Origin of the sequence: Synechococcus sp. A15-62, assembly GCF_014280075.1 — a bacterium.
Classification (GTDB): domain Bacteria; phylum Cyanobacteriota; class Cyanobacteriia; order PCC-6307; family Cyanobiaceae; genus Parasynechococcus.
The window spans coordinates 2,118,100-2,137,130 of the sequence record NZ_CP047950.1 but is presented as its reverse complement, the minus strand read 5'-3'; the positions used below and the strand labels follow the sequence as shown (position 1 = coordinate 2,137,130).

Annotated in this window: 15 protein-coding genes; 9 read left to right on the top strand and 6 right to left on the bottom strand. The window is 51.2% G+C overall.

Annotated features, from left to right (window positions below; genetic code table 11):
• Positions 1-60: 60 nt before the first annotated feature.
• Complete coding sequence (speA, locus tag SynA1562_RS12140; protein WP_186494055.1) at positions 61-2,001, bottom strand: biosynthetic arginine decarboxylase; 1,941 nt, start codon at positions 1,999-2,001, stop codon at positions 61-63.
• Between the two features lie 110 nt (positions 2,002-2,111).
• On the opposite strand from speA, the gene ndk reads away from it, so the two are divergent.
• Positions 2,112-2,567: a nucleoside-diphosphate kinase gene (ndk, locus tag SynA1562_RS12135; protein WP_025362563.1), complete on the top strand. Its 456-nt coding sequence runs from the start codon at positions 2,112-2,114 to the stop codon at positions 2,565-2,567.
• Positions 2,568-2,571: 4 nt separating this feature from the next.
• Here ndk and thiO read toward each other — a convergent pair whose 3' ends face one another.
• A complete protein-coding gene (gene thiO / locus SynA1562_RS12130; protein WP_186494054.1) occupies positions 2,572-3,684 on the bottom strand; it encodes a glycine oxidase ThiO in 1,113 nt (370 codons plus the stop codon).
• Between the two features lie 91 nt (positions 3,685-3,775).
• Here thiO and gatB point away from each other — a divergent pair, with 91 nt between their 5' ends.
• Together gatB and SynA1562_RS12120 are read left to right on the top strand one after the other, a co-directional pair.
• Positions 3,776-5,257 (top strand): Asp-tRNA(Asn)/Glu-tRNA(Gln) amidotransferase subunit GatB, encoded by a 1,482-nt coding sequence (gene gatB / locus SynA1562_RS12125; RefSeq protein ID WP_186494053.1) that lies wholly within the window; start codon positions 3,776-3,778, stop codon positions 5,255-5,257.
• Entirely contained in the window at positions 5,257-6,078 is an 822-nt protein-coding gene (locus SynA1562_RS12120) for a 2OG-Fe(II) oxygenase (RefSeq protein ID WP_186494052.1), read from the top strand. Before gatB ends, SynA1562_RS12120 begins: the two co-directional genes overlap by 1 nt.
• Here the strand turns inward: SynA1562_RS12120 and coaE are convergent.
• A complete protein-coding gene (gene coaE / locus SynA1562_RS12115) occupies positions 6,075-6,701 on the bottom strand; it encodes a dephospho-CoA kinase (protein ID WP_186494051.1) in 627 nt (208 codons plus the stop codon). The genes SynA1562_RS12120 and coaE overlap by 4 nt on opposite strands.
• A 14-nt stretch (positions 6,702-6,715) precedes the next feature.
• Here coaE and argJ point away from each other — a divergent pair, with 14 nt between their 5' ends.
• Together argJ and SynA1562_RS12105 are read left to right on the top strand one after the other, a co-directional pair.
• Positions 6,716-7,954: a bifunctional glutamate N-acetyltransferase/amino-acid acetyltransferase ArgJ gene (argJ, locus tag SynA1562_RS12110; protein ID WP_186494050.1), complete on the top strand. Its 1,239-nt coding sequence runs from the start codon at positions 6,716-6,718 to the stop codon at positions 7,952-7,954.
• 119 nt (positions 7,955-8,073) lie between these two features.
• The gene (locus tag SynA1562_RS12105; protein WP_186494049.1) at positions 8,074-9,465 is read left to right on the top strand and encodes a phage integrase SAM-like domain-containing protein; all 1,392 of its coding nucleotides are present in this window, start codon (positions 8,074-8,076) and stop codon (positions 9,463-9,465) included.
• Between the two features lie 354 nt (positions 9,466-9,819).
• Here SynA1562_RS12105 and SynA1562_RS12100 read toward each other — a convergent pair whose 3' ends face one another.
• Complete coding sequence (locus SynA1562_RS12100; RefSeq protein WP_186494048.1) at positions 9,820-9,996, bottom strand: hypothetical protein; 177 nt, start codon at positions 9,994-9,996, stop codon at positions 9,820-9,822.
• Between the two features lie 680 nt (positions 9,997-10,676).
• Between SynA1562_RS12100 and SynA1562_RS12935 the strand changes: the two genes are divergently transcribed.
• Positions 10,677-12,710 carry an acyltransferase family protein gene (locus SynA1562_RS12935; RefSeq protein WP_222929799.1) on the top strand — a complete coding sequence of 678 codons (2,034 nt, stop codon included), beginning with the start codon at positions 10,677-10,679 and terminating at the stop codon, positions 12,708-12,710.
• 216 nt (positions 12,711-12,926) lie between these two features.
• Here SynA1562_RS12935 and SynA1562_RS12090 read toward each other — a convergent pair whose 3' ends face one another.
• Positions 12,927-13,601, bottom strand: a complete 675-nt coding sequence (locus tag SynA1562_RS12090) for a hypothetical protein (protein ID WP_186494047.1) — start codon at positions 13,599-13,601, stop codon at positions 12,927-12,929.
• Positions 13,602-14,440: 839 nt separating this feature from the next.
• The gene (locus SynA1562_RS12085; RefSeq protein WP_186494046.1) at positions 14,441-15,031 is read right to left on the bottom strand and encodes a recombinase family protein; all 591 of its coding nucleotides are present in this window, start codon (positions 15,029-15,031) and stop codon (positions 14,441-14,443) included.
• A gap of 1,094 nt (positions 15,032-16,125) precedes the next feature.
• On the opposite strand from SynA1562_RS12085, the gene SynA1562_RS12080 reads away from it, so the two are divergent.
• The 3 genes from SynA1562_RS12080 to SynA1562_RS12070 all read left to right on the top strand — a co-directional run bounded on the left by SynA1562_RS12080 (position 16,126) and on the right by SynA1562_RS12070 (position 18,987).
• Positions 16,126-17,184, top strand: a complete 1,059-nt coding sequence (locus tag SynA1562_RS12080) for a GSCFA domain-containing protein (protein WP_186494045.1) — start codon at positions 16,126-16,128, stop codon at positions 17,182-17,184.
• The gene (locus SynA1562_RS12075; protein WP_186494044.1) at positions 17,181-17,978 is read left to right on the top strand and encodes a hypothetical protein; all 798 of its coding nucleotides are present in this window, start codon (positions 17,181-17,183) and stop codon (positions 17,976-17,978) included. Before SynA1562_RS12080 ends, SynA1562_RS12075 begins: the two co-directional genes overlap by 4 nt.
• 394 nt (positions 17,979-18,372) lie before the next feature.
• The gene (locus SynA1562_RS12070) at positions 18,373-18,987 is read left to right on the top strand and encodes a hypothetical protein (protein ID WP_186494043.1); all 615 of its coding nucleotides are present in this window, start codon (positions 18,373-18,375) and stop codon (positions 18,985-18,987) included.
• Positions 18,988-19,031 lie beyond the last annotated feature (44 nt).

Sequence of the window (19,031 nt, the reverse complement as noted above, 5' to 3'; positions counted from 1 at the left end):
CTGAACCTAAGGGCCTTTTCGCCATTCGGCTTTGCCGTTGGCAAGGCTCAGAAGTTGTTCTCAGTCTTGTAAGTAAGTGGTTTGGCGCAGGCTGCTTTCGAGGTGATCCAGCAGCCGGCGTGATTCGTCGATGCGGAGCTGGCCGTTGTTGATGGCCGCTTCCGCCGCCACCCGCAACCGCTCCAGCAGGGCCCTGGGTTCATGCTCCATGGCTTCCAGCACATCGGCATTGGTGTCACCCCGCACGACGTGGTCAATGCGATAGCTACCGCCGGGGCTGAGGCGAATGTGCACGGCGTTGGTCGTGCCGAACAGGTTGTGCAGATTGCCCATCACCTCCTGATATGCACCGCTCAGGAACAGGCCGATCAGATAGGGGTTGTCGCTGTTGAGCTCATGCAGCTCCAGCAGCTGTTTGGGTTGTCCATCTCCGATGAAGCGATCCAGGCGTCCATCGGAATCACAGGTTAGGTCGGCGAGGTTGGCCAGTCGGGTTGGCCGTTGATCCAGCTGTTGGATGGGCACCACCGGAAAGAGCTGGTCGATGGCCCAGGTGTCGGGAGCTGAGCGAAAGATCGACAAGTTGGCGTAATACGTTCCCGCCAGAGCCTTGTTGAGGGCTGCGAGCTCCTCCGGGATGGCTTGGTCCTTGGGAAGCCGTCGGGCGATGGCATCAGCGCAGGCCCACGTCAGTTGTTCCGCTGTGGCGCGGTCGGGCAGTCCCATGTAGCCCAGCCGGAATGCGGCCAGCGCATCCTGTTTGAACTTCAGGGCATCGTTCCAGGCTTCCTGCAGTCGCACCAACTGCGCATCCGCCGTCGCCGACAACTCCTGAATCGTGGCCAGGGTGTCTCGCAGGTTGCGAACGGTGAGTGGTTCGTCTCCGCTGGCGTTGGGAATCGATGCGGGCAGTGCGCTGCTGCCCAGCACGTCGAACACCAGCAGGGAGAAATGGCTGGCAATGGCGCGGCCGCTTTCACTCACCAGCGTGGGCACGGCCACACCATTGGGTTCGCAGCATTCCCGCACCGTCGCGACGACGTCGTTGGCGTAGTTCTGCAGTGAGTAGTTCGTGGATGCTGCTGACGCGGTGCGGCTGCCGTCGTAGTCGATGCCGAGGCCACCGCCCACATCCAGAAACCCCATCGGGGCCCCGAGTCGGGTCAGCTCCACATAGATCTGCCCCGCCTCCTGGAGAGCGTCCTTGAGCACGGCAATGTCGTTGATCTGGCTGCCAATGTGGAAGTGCAGTAGGCGCAGATCGGGGAGCAGGTTGTTCTCCCGCAGCCGCTCCACTGTGGCCAGCAACTCGGGAATCGAGAGTCCGAATTTGGCCTTGTCGCCAACGGAACTGCCCCAACGCCCTGTGCTGCGGCTGGAGAGCTTGGCCCGCACACCGATGTAGGGCGCTGCCCCCAGGCTCTTGCTGGCTTCAATGATCCGATCAACTTCGTCCGGCTGTTCGATCACCACCACCGGCTGCCGTCCCAGACGTCGCGCCAGGATTGCGGTTTCGATGTAAAGCCGATCCTTGTAGCCGTTGCAGATCAGCAGGGCTTCGGGGTCGTCCAGCAGCGAGAGAGCGATCAGCAGTTCCGCTTTGCTTCCTGCTTCCAGCCCGAAGTTCCAGCGCTTGCCGCAGCTCACCAACTCCTCCACAACGTGGCGTTGTTGGTTGCACTTCACCGGGAAAACGCCTTGGTACCGGCCGGGGTAGCTGTATTGCGCGATGGCGCGCTCAAAGGCGGCGTGGAGCCGCTCCAAGCGGTCTTCGAGGATGTCGTCGAAGCGAATCAGCAGCGGCAGCGCCAGGTTTCGGCTTTTCAGCTCCGACACCAGATCCACCAGGTCCAGGCTTCCACCGCGATCCCCCTGGGGTTGAACGCTGATGTGTCCGCGCCCATTGATGGAGAAATACGGATCGCCCCAGCGGTCGAGGCCGTACAGCGCAGCACTGTCCTGAATCGACCAGTGTTCGCTGTCTGACACCTGCGTCTGCATGAAGTGGATGGCCGGAATCTAGGGACATTCCCAGCGCTGCCCAAGGCCTTTGCTTGCCAAGCGGGGTGGCCAGCATTGACGATGGCGGCGCTTTTTATTCACACCAATCCATGGCCGAACGCACGTTCATCGCCATCAAGCCCGACGGCGTCCAGCGCGGCCTGGTGGGCGAGATCCTTGGCCGCTTTGAGCGCAAGGGATTCAAGCTGGTGGGCCTGAAGCAGATCACCCCCAGCCGCGCCCTGGCGGAGCAGCACTACGGCGTCCACAAGGAGCGTCCCTTCTTTGCCGGTCTGGTCGACTTCATCACCTCCGGCCCTGTGGTGGCCATGGTGTGGGAAGGCGATGGCGTCATTGCCAGTGCCCGCAAACTGATCGGTGCCACCAAGCCCCTCGAAGCTGAGCCCGGCACCATCCGTGGCGATCTGGCCGTCAACATCGGCCGCAACGTCATCCACGGTTCCGATGCTGCCGAAACCGCTGCTTTCGAGATCGGTCTCTGGTTCGAAGCCTCGGAGCTGAACGACTGGTCTCCTTCTGATCAGGAGTGGCGCGTCGAAGGCTGATCACTCAGTTTTCGAATCGATCCCATCGGAATGCCCCCAACAACGCCTCTTCGGCTGCGTTGGGGGCTTTTTTCATGATTCCGCCGGCCGTGAGCTCAGCCGTGATGGCGGCAAGGAGAACGCCATTGCGGTGATGGCCGCAGGCCAGCCACAGGCCTTGCAGAGGACCAGGCCCGAGCAAGGGGCCTTCATCCGGCGTGCAGGGGCGGAACCCCCACCAACGCTCCATGGGAGGCCAGTTGGCTGCTGTTGGCAGCAGGCTGGCGATGCCCGTCTGCAGTTGTTTCTGGCCATCTGGCGTGAGGCCTTCAGCAAATCCGGCGTCCCGTTCGCTGGTGGCCCCCACCACGATCAATCCGTCCTCGCGTGGCACCAGATAGGTGCCAGGGCCGAAGATCACCCGCTTGAGCGCCTCCCGCGGACCCTGCAGCGACAGCATCTGGCCTTTCACCGGGAACACGGGCAGTTGCGGCACCAGTTGTTGGCTCCAGGCGCCACTGCAGAGCACTGCCTGCTTGCAGCTCAGTTGCTGCTGTTCCCCTTCGGCGCTGCGCAGATGGATGCCGCTGAGCTGTTGAGCGGAATCTTGCTCCAGATCAAGCACCTCCGCCCCTTCCATGAACTGCACGCCCAGGGACACGCAGGCGCGCTCCAAGGCCCGCATCAATTGCCTGCGGTTGTCGATCTGGCCGTCCTGCTCGAACAGCAGCCCGGTGCTCCACTCCGGGCCCAAGCCTGGGATTTCCCGCTCCAGCCTGGTGCGGTCCAAGGTTTGGCCGAGGCTGGCGGTGGGGTAAGCGTCCCGCTCGGTCGCCGTTCGGAACGGCACCACGATGCCGCTGGTGCGCAGGCCGCAGCCCAGCCCGCTGTCACCTTCAATTTGCGCCACCCAGCGAGGGATCCGCTCGAGGCTGGCTTGGCCCAGCTTCAACAACGCGCCGCTTAGGCCTTCGGCATGGGGCGCCAGCATCCCTGCAGCCACAAACCCTGCCGCTTCGCTGCGGCGGCGACTGATCACGGTCACGCTCTCTCCGCGACGGGCCAGCTGATGGGCCACGGCTAGGCCCATCAGTCCCCCGCCCAAAACACAGACGGCTGAGGCAGAGGCGGCAGTCATGCGCGAGAAAGGCCCTTGCTTCTCATGCTGTCAGGAGAGGGCTTCAGCCTGATTCCATAGGATCCCGGGATCTGCTTCACATCACGGGCGCATGGCCGACGCAGCAACCCAACCGGCCTGGGAGGCCGTGATCGGTCTCGAGACCCACGTGCAGCTGGGAACCGACAGCAAAATTTTCACGGCGGCGTCCACCACATTTGGTGATGACCCCAACACCCACATCGACCCGGTGGTGTGCGGTCTGCCCGGCACCCTGCCGGTGCTGAACCAGAAAGTGCTCGAGTATGCGGTGAAGGCTGCGATGGCCCTGAACCTCAACATCGCCGAACACAGCAAGTTCGACCGCAAGCAGTACTTCTACCCCGATCTCCCGAAGAACTATCAGATCTCCCAGTACGACCAGCCGATCGCCGAGGAAGGCTGGATCGAGGTGGAGGTTGCTGAAAAAGGCAAGGACACCTACCTGAAGACCATCGGCATCGAGAGGCTGCACATGGAGGAGGACGCCGGCAAGTTGGTGCATGCCGGCAGCGACCGCCTGGCGGGTTCCACCCATTCGCTCGTGGATTACAACCGGGCCGGTGTGGCCCTGGCCGAGATCGTCAGCAAGCCCGACCTGCGCACCGGCCGTGAAGCGGCGGAATACGCATCGGAGATCCGCCGGATCATGCGGTATCTGGGGGTGAGCGACGGCAACATGCAGGAGGGATCCCTGCGTTGCGACGTCAACATCTCCGTGCGTCGGGGGCCTGATGCGCCCTTCGGCACGAAGGTGGAAATCAAGAACATGAACTCGTTCTCGGCCATCCAAAAGGCCTGCGAGTACGAGATCAAGCGTCAGATCAAGGCCTACGAGACCGGTGAGCCGATCGTTCAGGAGACCCGCCTCTGGGATGAGAGCAAGCAGCTCACCAAGAGCATGCGCAGCAAGGAAGGGGCCAGCGATTACCGCTATTTCCCGGATCCCGACCTCGGCCCGATCGAGGTGAGTGCGGATCAGCGGGAGTCCTGGCGCACGGAATTGCCGGAGCTGCCGGCCGCCAAGCGGCATCGCTACGCCGATGAGCTGGGTCTCTCCCAGTACGACGCGCGGGTGCTCACCGATGAGCGGCCGATGGCCGACTATTTCGAGGCGGTGGTGGGAGCTGGCGCTGACGCCAAGCTTGCGGCGAACTGGATCACCGGCGATATTGCTGCCCATGTGAACAGCAACCGCCTCAGCTATGCCGAACTGCCCTTCCGGCCTGAGCAGTTGGCCGAGATGGTGCAACTGATCGATGGCGGCAAGATCAGCGGCAAGATCGCCAAGGAGATTCTTCCTGAGCTGCTCGAGAAAGGCGGCTCACCTAAGGCCATTGTCGATGAACGCGGCCTCGGCATGATCAGCGATCCGGCGGCGATCGAAGCCATCGTCGATGAGCTGCTGGGGGCCCATCCCGATGAGGTGGAGGCCTTCCGCGGAGGCAAGACCAAGCTGCAGGGCTTCTTCGTCGGACAGTTGATGAAGAAGACCGGTGGCAAGGCGGATCCCAAGCTGGCCAATCAGATTCTGAGCAAGAAGCTCAAGGGTTGATGAGCGGAGCGGCAGCTATTCCTTATGCCTGGAAGGAGTGGCTGCTGCAGAACCGGGACCGCGGCTGTGATCCTGAAGGGTTAATGCGACGGGCCCTTGACGAGGGGTTTGCGCGAGAGGCGATTGCGGCAGTTCTCGATTCGTCGTTCCGAGGGCTCACAACCATGGACTCACCATCGCCCGATTGGCTCGCCTGGTTCGAGGCACCCCTCACCCGGCCAGAGCACCGGCCTCGCGCCTGGCGGCTGGATACCTCTCTGGCCCAGGTCTATGAGCTGCCGGCTCTGCTCAGCCACGAGGAATGCGAGCAGGTGATCGACGCCATCAACGGGTCACTGCAGCCGTCAACGGTGACCCGCGGCAGCAGCGATTACCGCACCAGTCGCACCTGTCACTTGCGCCAGAACAATCCCCAGCTGGCGGCGAGCCTGGATAAGCGCTTTGCGGCCTTGTTCGGCGTGGATCCGCGCCTCTCGGAACCGATTCAGGGGCAGCGCTACGACCCCGGCGAATACTTCAAGGAACACACGGATTGGTTCTCGCCGGGGACGCAGGAATACGTCACCCACACCGACAGGGGCGGCCAACGCACCTGGACGGTGATGGTCTATCTCAACGCTGTGGAGCGGGGTGGAGAGACGCTGTTCCGCCGCCTGGGGCGGTCGTTCACCCCTGTACCTGGTATGGCGTTGGCCTGGAACAACCTTCAGGCCGATGGAACCCCCAATCCCTTCACGCTGCATGAGGCCTTGCCGGTGGAGGCGGGCCACAAATGGGTGATCACCAAGTGGTTCCGTGCCGACTTCGGGCGGAACGGCTAACAGGGATCTGCTGCCCCCGTTGCGTTGAGCAGACCCATGGCCTGGGTTTTCCAGGCGCCGGGTTGGCCTCGATTGGCAATCACGTGATCCGCCAAGACGCGTTTGCGGCTCAGGGGCCATTGGGCGGCAATACGGGCTTGAGCGGCTTCAGGGCTCAGGCCGTCCCGCGCGATCAAGCGCTCGAGCTGCTGGGATTCATCGCAGTCGACCAGCCAGATTTCGCTGCAAAGTGACTCCAAACCCGCTTCGAACAACAGCGGAATCATCAGCACAACGGCCGGCGTATCGGCATGCAGGCTGAGTGCTTGATCAAAGCGCTCCCGCACGATCGGGTGAATCAGTTGCTCGAGCCAGCGCCGCTCAGCGGCGTCGTGGAACACGATGCGACCAAGGGCCGCCCGGTCGACGGCTGCGCCCCCTTCAGCCTGGACTTTGGCGCCGTACCGCTGCATCACGCTGGTCGTGGCTGGGCGGCCGGGCGTGAGGGCCTCGCGGGCGAATTGATCCGCATCCAGCACCGGCAGCCCTTGCTGCGCCAACCAATGGCCCACGCTGCTCTTGCCGCTGGCAATCCCGCCCGTGAGCCCGATGCGTCGTTGCGAGAACGGCTCGCCAGGCGCCATGGTGTCGGAGCAGGATGCACCCAGTGTCTCGCGGCGGATCAGCGGTGGCGATCGCTTCTTCTTGGCAACCGATCCCGGGTGGTGTGACGGCACCGCATGGGTTCCAGGCGGCTGGCATCGTTGCCGGCCTGAAGCCCTCGGGTAAGCCTGATCTGGCGCTGGTTCTGGCCCCGCAGGAGGCCGTTTGTGCGGGCACCTTCACCACGTCCGTAGTGCGGGCGGCCTGTGTTGATCTCTGCCGTGATCGCCTCGTCAGCCAAGGCGGCCAGGCCCGTGCCGTGTTGATCAACTCCGGTCAGGCCAATGCCTGCACCGGAGATCGCGGTTTGGTCGACAGCCAGCGCGCCACCCAGGTGCTTGCCGATCAGATCGGCGTCGATGCGGAGACGGTGTTGATTTGCTCCACCGGCGTGATCGGTGTGCCGATTCCGATGCCCACCCTTCTGGCTGGGTTGGCTCCTTTGGTGGAGGCCTTGGATGACGCGGGTGGCGATGCTGCAGCCAACGCCATCCTCACCACCGATCTGGTGGACAAGCAGGTGGCGCTTGAACTGGAACTGGACGGGCGCCGGGTGTGTATTGGAGGGATGGCCAAAGGCTCGGGAATGATTCACCCCGACATGGCCACGATGCTCGGCTTTTTCAGTTGTGATGCCGGCGTCGATGCCGGCGTTTGGCAGGGGATGGTGCAGCGTGCAGTGCAGCGTTCCTTCAACGCCATCACCGTTGATGGAGACACCAGCACCAACGACACCGTGCTGGCCTTCGCGGCAGGCCCACCGCTGGCTCAACAGCACCATGCCGTTCTGGAACAGGGCCTCACCCAGGCCATGCAACAGCTCGCCCAGGCCATTGCCCGGGATGGCGAAGGGGCGACCTGTCTGATCGAGGTGCAGGTGGAGGGTGCGGTTGACGAGGCCGCGGCGTTGCAGGTGGCGCGCACGGTCTGTGGTTCGTCCCTGGTGAAGACCGCAGTCCATGGCCGGGATCCGAACTGGGGGCGGATCGTGGCGGCAGCAGGCCGCTCGGGCGTGTCCTTCGATCCGGATGCGGTTGCTCTTTGGATTGGTCCGCATCAACTGATGGCGGCTGGTCAACCCGTGGCCTTTGATCGCGCTGCAGCCAGCAACGTTCTGAGGCAAGAGCACGTTCCGATTCGCCTCAGCCTGGGGGATGGAACCGGCTGTGGTCAGGCCTGGGGATGTGACCTGTCGGATCAGTACGTGCGCATCAACGCCGATTACACGACATGAAGAATATGATAACTCAACAAACCAATGATAGCAATCGGTTTGACCCTGTGCCATCTACACACGTTGCCTGACTGTGATAATAGTGTGATATTGATACACGAGTTGATTTCTGCCTCTCAGTGGCACGTCCATCAGAAGGGAAGTGGGTAACGGGTAAAGAGTTGGTCTTGCCTAGTGGTGATGAGAGTTTGTACGTATATCTCCGTCCCAACTCCAGCATCTACCAGTACTTCCTCTCTATTGATGGCGAGGGTATTGAACGTAAGTCCACTGGAAAAAGAGATCTAGAGGATGCCAAGAAAGTCGCCTGGCAGCGTTACCTAGAGGTGCAGGTACGTCAGCAGCAGGGACTTAAAGCAAGAAGAGTTAAAAAATTATTTGATTTCATTGATGACTTTCTTGCAGAGGAGAGCAAAAGAATCGCTGACCACAACATTAAGGGGAATATTACAAAAGAAACATTTCGGGTTAAGTCCCACCATCTCAACCTGCTCAAGAAATTCTACGGCAACCGTAATACCAAATTAGAGGATCTTGACTACCCAAAACTGCATAATTACCCGTTATGGAGGCAAAAAACAAAAGATGATGTTCTTGGAATCTCTCCACCGAAAACAACTCACACTATCTTAAGTGAATTGTCGACCATCAAAAGTTACTTCTCGTACCTTGAAAGGGATGGGTACATCAGCAGGTTGCCAACATTCCACAAGTTGACAAGTGAAAGTTCAAGAGAGAATAGAAGGGATTACTTGAACATTCCACAGTATCGTAAAACGATTAATGCTGTGCAGTTGTGGGCATCCTCACATTCATGTACCCCATCTCAGGCACATAACAGAAAAATGCTTCACCTTGCAATATTGGTGATGACTAATAGTTGCCTACGTATTGGTGAACTCCGTGGTTTGCAGTGGAGAGATATTGAACCTAATGAAAATCTTTCTGCCTCAGATCAGTTAACGGATCATTTGATTCGTATACGTAAAGAAAATACAAAAACAGGGACTAAACGTACAGTTCAATCACCTACTGCACAAAGATTTGAAGAGGTAAGACAGATTTCTAATTTGCCTTCTAAACCAGCACGTTCAAGATTTCCATGTGTACCAGATGAATATTTGCATTATCCAGTTTTCAGTAAGTACAAACATCCAGATCAACCATTGGGTCAAGGAACTTGGGACAGATGTTGGAAAGAGATTAAAGAACTTTGTTGTGAGTACTGGAATTCTAAGAACATTACTTGGTACAGTTTTCGCCATACAGGAATCTCATCTGCTGTAGTACGTGGAGTACCCATGCTTCAACTGTCACGTAACGCTGGCACTGGAGTCAAGTATATTGAAAACGTTTACTATCACCATGAAGCAGAAAGAAAGCAAACATGGAAAGTACTTAACCAGAACAGAAGTTTTAGAGACAAGATCGAAGCAGGAAGGTCATTATTGTCGATCCCAATTGAAGAACTCTTTCCTCCACATGAATTATATGAATGGGAGATTGAATAAGATGTCTCTGAAGAGTTGTCTTCCGATGAATTGACATAAAAATCCCCTGCGCCGTCTCTGGGCACAGGGGATGCACAGGATGCGGAGAATTAGGTCAAACCTAGTGGTAGCAGTACTTCTGGCGTGAATTTTTTATATACAGAATCATTGGAACACTAACTTGGGTAACACTTTATAGTTTAGATCTGTATATGGATGTTAAAGAAATGTAGAACCTAAGAGAGATTCTTCCAATGAGAATCGAACGCTAGTAATTTTCGTATCTTACGCTCTCTTTGTTTTTTCTTATATGCATCTTCCATTCGTTTCTCGGTATCCTTCTTTTCGTCTAATCGACGGCAGTATTCGTTGAAACTAATCATATTTCTTGATTTCCTTGAATGGGTGCTTGTCGTAAAAATCCCATGCTGCTTCTAATGAAAATTCGATGAATGCAGCAGCACTTTCAAACTGGTCTTTAAATGCTTTTTTGCGTTCTAGTTTCCATAGTAATTCCTTTGCTTCTCTTGTTGGTTCGATTCTCAGGTTCATGCTCTGACCTTAATCACTTTATTGGATGCTGGATTACTTGCTTTGATTCCTTTGCGTACATAGTCCTTGACTAGAGTCGCAATTGGAATTAACCCTAGTTGCGACTCCCTATTCAATTCATTAAAGAGGTTCATGTCATCCTTTCCATAAGAGATGGTGTGATGTGGTTTTGTTTTTGATGGCATAGTGATTTCCTAATCGGTTTTGAATTCCAAATGTCTAACGAGATATGGTCTTTGTTTGTTTCTTTGCAGCAATATGCACAAACTCGTTTTTGGGCAGTGTTGTACATCTTGTATTTATCATCAACGATCAGTGTGTATGTAGTTATGCAATGAGGTTTCCTCTACTTTGTCACCTTTTGATTTTTTGAGTGTCTTTTCTTCTCACTCATTTAGTGGAAGCGCAATGACTCAAGGCAGAGCAAAATCATTGGATGACAGAGATAGCAGTGACGGACTCAGAAAATAACCCACTTATTGACGAAGCAGACCAGGCACCTGCTGGTCACATCTCCATGTTTATAGATGTGCCTCTCAGTAGAAGAGCAGCAATACAAAAAATAGGACACTTTAGTAACAACCAGTGCATTTGAAGAAACCAAGACAGATCTCAAAACGGTCAAAGCAACTATTGCTAATTTATGTTCATGGTAAAATGTAATCCCCCCCTTAAGATTGATGCCAACAAGGGAGATAGCAAGTCAAGGAAGCGTTAATGCAAATAATGCATCAAAGACAAGTCGATACAGACCAGAGATTGATGGTCTGAGAGCATTTGCAGTGGTTGCGGTCATCATCAATCATTTCAACAAAGATATCCTGCCAGGAGGATATCTTGGTGTTGATATTTTCTTCGTGATATCTGGATATGTCATCACGTCATCTTTGTTCGGGAGACCCAGCAAAGATTTTAAGGACTTCATCAGTGGGTTTTATGAACGCAGGATCAAGCGACTAGTCCCCGCACTATCAGTTTTTGTGCTGATCACGAGTATCGCGATCTGTCTGTTCAATCCATCCCCAGATTTGTCGTTGCGGACTGGTCTGACATCACTGTTTGGACTTTCCAATCTTTACCTTCTCAAGCAATCAACAGATTACTTTGCACAATCTACAGAACTCAACGTCTTCACTCACACATGGTCTCTTGGGGTTGAAGAGCAGTTCTACATTTTATTCCCATTTCTGATTTGGTTTTCTGGATTTGGACGACAAACTAAGCATGGTGCTCGTAATTTATTCCTGATCGTTGGAATGCTGACGATCGCATCGTTAGTAGGGTTTTTACATCTCTACCCAACGAACCAACCAGCAGCATATTTCTTAATGCCATCCAGGTTTTGGGAAATGGCAGCAGGTTGTCTGATCTTTATTGGTTTTCAGAAGCGAGCATCAATTGAACAATACCTAGAGAGAGTGCCACCTCTACTAGTCCTGGCATTAATTGTTGGGGTGATGTATCTGCCGATGTCACTAGCAGCAGCATCCACAATTGCAGTTGTTGCATTGTCATCCATCCTGATTGCATCATTGAAGAAACAGACGGCAGTATTCAATATTTTCACTCACCCCAGAGTGGTCTATATCGGTTTGATCTCGTATTCGCTCTATCTATGGCACTGGGGGGTGCTATCGATCAGTCGTTGGACTATTGGCATCCACTGGTGGTCAGTGCCCTTCCAGGTTGCCCTGATGCTTGGTCTAGCGGTTGCTTCTTATAAATGGATCGAAACACCACTACGTAAGGGCAACTGGTTTGGGAAACGTTGGAAAACCCTAGTTGTTGGCGGCGGAGTTCTTATAACGGTTTCTGGAGGAATTATCTCTCTTGGCAAACTCTTAAACAAAAACCTCTATCTTGGAAACATTAATTGCAAACCTTTCCAGTACAACACATGTACGGGAGTTGACTCCCCGCACGCTGCTACTACTCCTTTTATCACAAATAGTCCCATTCAAAGAGATAAGTGCTTTCTATATAAGGGGGTAATTAGCGAGTCGGTAATTGAAGAGTGCAAAATACTGCCAAAATCAAATAGTTCACCGACTATTTTTGTAATAGGCAGTAGTTATATTCACCACCTTTCGCCCTCGTTTGAAAAACTCCACAAAGAATTTGGGATGGGAATTGTGATGTCAGTCGTTACGGGTTGTGATTTTGACCCTTTATTCAAAAAGACAAATCCTCAAGGGACATGCAAGGAAAGCAATATTGTCAGAGCAAAACATCTCATCAAAGAAGGGAAAGATGGTGACATCTTGTTTGTGGGTGTGACGGGCAATAAGATTGATGAAAGTTCAGTAAATGCAATTGCCGAAATTGGTCGTACCAAAAAGATGAATGTCGTCTATTTTTCGCCAATACCGACATGGCAGCGATTGGATAGTGCAATTAATGATGCATGTTATCAACCCCAATGGTTCCAAATGAATTTTAATTGTTCTCGATTTTCCACGATTGACCGTGTAGAATACATGAATAATGCCCAATATGCCCTTGATCAACTAAGTAAGATCGAGAATAGCAATCCTTATTTTCATGTTTATCATATTGAAGACATCCTGTGCGGTGAATTGAGGTGTCCGAGTCATATCAATGGAATTAGATTGTATAGAGATAATTCTGGTCATCTGTCCGTGCACGCCGTCAAGGAGTTTGTGAGTGACGACCTAATAACATTTGTATTTGAAAATAAATTGAGTGTCCGCTGAAATAAATTTGTTGCCAAAGACAAATTTATACTCATTTCATTTATACCAACAATTGAACAAATTTATGCTTATGCGTAATTCGTCATCACCCCTAAATTCATGTGTAATTTTCCTGCTTGAAGCGTTATTTGTGTTTGCATTTTCTTGTGTCCAACCTGCCTAGATAATTCATGTTTACTATTTTGCAAAACTGTTGATATGGTTTTGTGTTTGATGTTATATTCGCATCATAATTGGTTTTGAGTTCCAGATGTCCAATGAGATGTGATCGTCATTGGTTTGTTTACAGCAGTATGCACAAACCCGTTTTTGGGCAGTGTTGTACATCTTGTATTTATCATCAACGATCAGTGTGTCTATCATCTTCATGTGCGGAGTGCGTACCTTTGACACCGATTTGACCTTATTGCTCAACTGAGCAAGCACAAGGTCCAATTCTTCTGGAGAATCCCCTTCCAGACGTTTTGGTAGCAGTATGTGGGCATGGAGTTGCTTCTCCGACCTTTGCTTTCCGAGTTCAAGGAATGCCAACCTGTTGATGGAGTCCCCGTATTTGTCTAACCTCTTGATTCCATAGTATCTGTAGAGGATGACGTTGATTGCTTTTTGAAGATCCTTGCTAACTAGGTTGTCGTTACCACGTCTGAAACTCCAATACTTCAATGACATTCTTTCAATGAAGTTTATAGCGCTAAAATGTATGCCATCTACTTTGGTGTTCAGTCCATACCTATCCTGGTAACCCAGTGGGTTGTTGTACGTTTCTCTTTTGGTTCGTATCCAGTCATTAGGGTTCTCAAGATGTATTGTTACTAGATAGAAAGGATCAAACCCATCATTAATCTGCTTGAAGCACCATTTGATTAATTCGTCCTGTAATCTGTTTTTCATTGTTTGATTAATTAGTGATTATTTCTGGATACACCTCCTCCTAACTAGTATTTCACCTAGATTTTCAGAGATGTATTCAATTGTGTAAGTGCTCTATGTTCTAACCCAAGAAATGTTGCTATATCGTTTAAGTCACTGACTAGGCAGTTTCAACCGATATGGAAGGTGCGATCTTCTAGATACTGTTTTTTAGTAGTCCATTCCTTTTTTAACTATCCAAGTGGTGCCAGCACTTAGAGCAAGTATTGTCTCGTTCTGAATATGAAATCGACTTCAAATTCATCCTATTTATTATACCAGAAGTTGCACCATTTGTCAATAAGTGATTGCGGTCTTGAGTGTGTGCAATCTAGGGTGACTTATGGTGAGCATTGTCCTCTTAAGGTGATTTAATACACCATTTAAATGTGTCGAATTTCAGATGTCCTTTCCTGAATCTAGTTTCTCTCTCAGCTCTTTAATCTTGAGGTATTTGATCATTGCCCTGATGTGATCCTCTTCGTATTCATCGGCGCATTTCTTCTGGGAAGATCTGAACTCGTTATGAGTATAAGTGTCTTTGTTCCCTATATGAGAGTACCAGCATAGGCATAATGATCTGTGAAAAACTTTGTCTGCACCAGATCCCCATTGTTTCCCAAATCGTGGGTCCTCTGGTTGAAGTGAAAGTCCATATGCCATGCAATTTGTCATGTATGCCTCCTTGGGAGGTCGCGTCACAACTGGAGAATTGTCTATTCTGGGCGCTGCAGACGTGGTTGCTGCTAGTAGCAGCGGAAGTGCAAAAGAGAGCATGGTCAAGGGTTGGTTTTGCATGAATAATGCATGAACAGAGGCGTTCAGGCAGTGAGTAATTGATTTTGCTTGTGTTCTCGGAGAATCCTTTGAACCATTGATCTGCTCATTCCCACTGATTTAGCGATGGTGCCCATTCCATTCCCATCATTGTGCTTTCTCACAACTTCGTCTGCTTGATATGACGTGTAAGTTCTCTTCCTTCCGAATTTGACGCCTCTTGCTTTTGCAACCACTCTTCCCTCTGCGGTTCTGGTCTTGATTTGATCGAGTTCTTGAGACGCTGCGTATCCCAGGATTGAAACAATCAGCATCGTTATCTCTGCTGGCATTGCAGTGGTATCCAACCTCCCATCCAGAGTTTTGATGTGGATCCCTCTTTCTAGGAGGTCTGACACCTGGTTGACCATTCCCATGAAGGAGCGGGATAACCGTGACAGTTCAGAGATGACCAAGGTGTCCCCTGCCTCTATGAGGTTGAGGCACTTCAGCAGTTGGGGTCTGCTGCTCCAGTCACTGGTGCCAGTGATTTTGTCCCCAAGGATCTGGTCGCAACCTGCTTGCTTCAGGGAGAGCACCTGCCGTTGCTGGTCTTGTTCGTTCGTGCTGCACCTCCAATATCCATAGATGGTCATTGGGACACCTCCACAGAGGCGCTGCTTTTTGATCCACAGTTTTGATACAGGCAGATGCCAGTGGTGCCGTTGGTGGTGGTGCTGGATCTGAAGTCAAAAGATTCGATGCACCTATGGTCTTGCTGCTGGATACCCACCTCTGCATGGATGAAACAACTTTGTGACGGGTGCATTGATACACACGTGCCATATCCCAGTAATTGCAGGGCGTTTGGTGAACTCCAGTCCTTCTCTGCTGACGACTGTGATAACTCCGAAACCGTGCTGTGATAACCCTGTGACAATGACTGGGCGATTTTTGCTCGCCAAATGGCAGTCAGAAGAAGGACTTTAGAAAAGGTGTGTAGTAAAGCGTTGAAAGGTGTGTGTAAACGCCGACTACACGACATAACCTATGAACCTCATGGATCGTCATGAATTTGAGAGAATCTTCCCTGGATCTGCTTGATTTTTTAAGTTCCTTTGGTAAAACTTGGGTTATGTTTTATGTTCGTGCTGATTAGGATTATTTAAGTGTTAAACTTGTAAATTCTGTTTGTTTTATTTGATTTGACGATAATCGGATGTTCGGTAGATCTCCTTCTCGACGATAAGGAGATTGGCGCGTCTGGCTTGCCATTTCAGTAGCATTGCAATCCCTTCTATTGCTGCGCTGAGATATTCCTGATTTAGTTTTTTTGATTGCTGGAGTGAATGCCTTTGATTCATCTCTTGTCTCGAGAAGTTGTTTTATCGGTTTGCGATTTCAATTCGTAAGAGTCTTTGGTTCGTAATGTATTTCTATCTTCAGTTGGCTTCAGTAAGCTAGATAGTACTCATCTAAAAAAGCATGCTAGTGTATTACTTAAATGCATTGAGATTTTGTCTGCCATTGAATCTCAAATTCTGCTATTTTCTCGACCAACGAGATTAAAGTAAATGCGTTGCTTGATTGGTCGATGAGAGCATCTTGCAAAGCCTTGAGAGCCAGGTTCTGTTGAAAGTCACTCAAGTTACAGCAACTATCTCCAAGATGTGCAACAGGCCTTAGTACTCTTCCGCGGAGTTGAAAAAGAAACGTGTTAGTATTGGAGAATATTAATTAATTGTTATTTTTGGCGAAAAATCCTTATATTGATTTGCCTCAAAGTGCATTTTGGAAAACTGGGGTAGCTCAGGAAAATCCTAATGCTATCGAAGGTATTTACAAAAAAAAGTTCGACATATCTCCTAAGGCGAAGATCGCAACTGCGGGTTCCTGTTTTGCTCAGCATATTTCGCGTCACCTAAAGAAGAATGGATATAACGTTTTAGATGTTGAGCCTCCCCCACCAAGTCTTCCAAAGGATTTGCGTCAAAAGTTTGGATACTCAATGTATTCTGCGAGGTACGGTAATATTTATACAGTCCGCCAATTAATGCAGCTTGCGCAAGAGGTTGCAGGTGAATGGTCTCCACAGAACTATATATGGGAAAAGGATGGCAGATTTTTCGATGCACTGCGACCCGCTGTGGAGCCTCAGGGTCTTAGGTCTTTAAATGACGTTCAGTATCATCGTCACTTTCATATCTCAAGAGTCAAAGAGCTTTTTAAAAAATTGGATGTGTTGATCTTTACTCTTGGCCTCACTGAGATGTGGGTGGATAAAAAGTATGGGACTGTATACCCAACAGCTCCTGGGGTTGTTGCTGGTCAATTCGATGAAGATAGTTTTGAGTTTCAAAATCCCAATTTTCGATCGATTAATCGTGATATGCGTGAGTTCGTGAAAGTCATGATGCGTATTAGAAAAAACAAAGATTTTAAGATGATTTTGACAGTTTCTCCCGTGCCGTTGACTGCTACCGCGAGTGGTAATCATGTGCTCTCATCTACTGTCTATTCGAAATCGGTTTTAAGAGCGATAGCGGGGTATTGGGCAGAAAAAGATTTTGTTGACTACTTCCCTTCCTATGAGATAGTGACAAATCCAAGAAACCACTCAACTGGATTCTCCGATAATTTGAGATCAGTGAGGAGTGAAACTGTTGAAGTGGTTATGAGGCATTTCTTTGCCAGCCATTCAATTATTAAATCCTCAAAAAAGTCATTTTTTGAAACAATGAATCTTGATAAAGCTCAAGATGATGGTGTTGAGTGTGAGGAGGAATTGTTGGAGGTATTTGGGCGGTGAGCAATTTTCTTGCTATAGGATCTTCGCAACTAGCTGGTTTTCTCAAGGGATTTCGTCTCTTCGACAAGAAGTTGGCTGAAACTTTTGACTTTGCGGCTTTGTGGGAAACAGGTTTTGGATACTTGAATTTAGAGTCAGACGGTTTTATCCGTGCTCCCGATCTTGTGCCGAAAGTTAATAACCGATATGAATGTAATCTCCAAGATGTATGGCGTATAAAGGATTCTTGTGGTAACAAGCGCAAAGTGAAAGTGCCTTGTATTCATGATTACCAGAAAATTTTTATCGTGGCTTCTCCGTGTAAATATTTTGCGCCATTTTATTACCCAAAGAATAGCCCTCCTTTTTTGCTCTCTCCATCTGTTATCGAGTCGTGTTTAGATTCATGGCAGATCGATAGACAATTCGAGTCTATTAATGCCTGGCAATTTCGAGTCTCTCCTGTTGTTCGACAACTCACTCGGAGTTGTCCTGATAAGGTAGTTTTTATTGGCGCTCCTTTGCCGTTGGAGCATTTAGAGCCGGAATATTTTGAACCCTTGCGAGAGATTTTAAATAGTGACAGTGTTTTAAAAGACGTTCATTTTCAGAATGTTGAGTCTATTCGTTTTTTGTGTAGTCGCTATCAAACAGATTCACGGAATGTATGTGATGTGGTTTTGCCATCTGACGAGCTTTTGTGTGGCCTGAAATTAACTACACGCTCGATCTATTCCGAGGGAACTGTGTGGCACGCGGGATCTGAGTACTGGCAAAAAATGATTGCGAAAATTGTAAAACTCTATATTTACTGAACCTGCAGATGTCAAAGTGTAGGTATAGTTTTGAGCAAGAATTTGCATAATACTTTCACTTATTTAATGTACTCTTGCTTTCTGTTGTTTGTTGCTAAATATTCGTTATGACTGCTGCTGATTTTTGCCGTTGATATTTTTTTGATGTCGCATTCTGCCCGTCTTTGAGGCTCCTGCTGCCGAGTAAGCGCCGTAAATTTTTTGTCACCTCTTCCCTTTGACGAATTTAGTTAGCGAGAGGCTTTGTTGAGTTAGAGCTGCCCTATTGCATCGGCGGTTGGGTCGTTGATGCATGGCCATGCGAATAGGGTCAGGGTCTGTAAGACGGATGCGATTGCACAGATTTCCTTGTCCTTAGATCCCTGTCACAATCGAGTCTCTGTTAGAACCATGCGTGGACAAGACCAGCTCTCCTGACGCCCCTTCAGAAACCAAGTCCCGTTTCTGGGTGGCCCCCCTTGTAGCTGGTTGCTGTTTCGCCCTCGGTTACGGCATCGCCGAGCGGGTGTTGACACTGCAGACCAACGCTCAGGACCCTGCCCCTGAGGACTTCACACCGCTCGCGTTTCCAGGTGATTCCTTGCAGGAGATTCGGGCCCGGTTCAGTGACGACGACTCATCCCTTCAAGCGGATGTCACAGCCCTAGAGGCCGTCGAAGCTGCAAGCCGACCGGTCAAGGAGACGCCGAAACCCGATCTGGCGCTGCAGACCCCCGAACCCCCCGTGTGGACAGCCCCCGCCTGGTCGGACCCCCAAACCATTGCCCCCGAACTTGAGGAAGACGACGGACCTGCCCCGTCATCCGCCGAGGAGCCTGCACTCGAGCTCGATGACAGCAACTTCGATTCCCTGGTCCTTCCTGAGGAGTCCATCGAGGTGATGCCTGCTGTGGTTGTTCCAGACGGTGAGTCACCGGTCTTGGTGGCTGAGCCGGAACCTGTTGTGCTGCCTCCTGGCGCGGAAGCCTTTTTCGAAGTCATTGAGCCCGTGACCCCGCCCCAGCCCTGATCTCCGGTTGGATCTGCCACAGTTGAAGCTGTCTGCAATCGGTC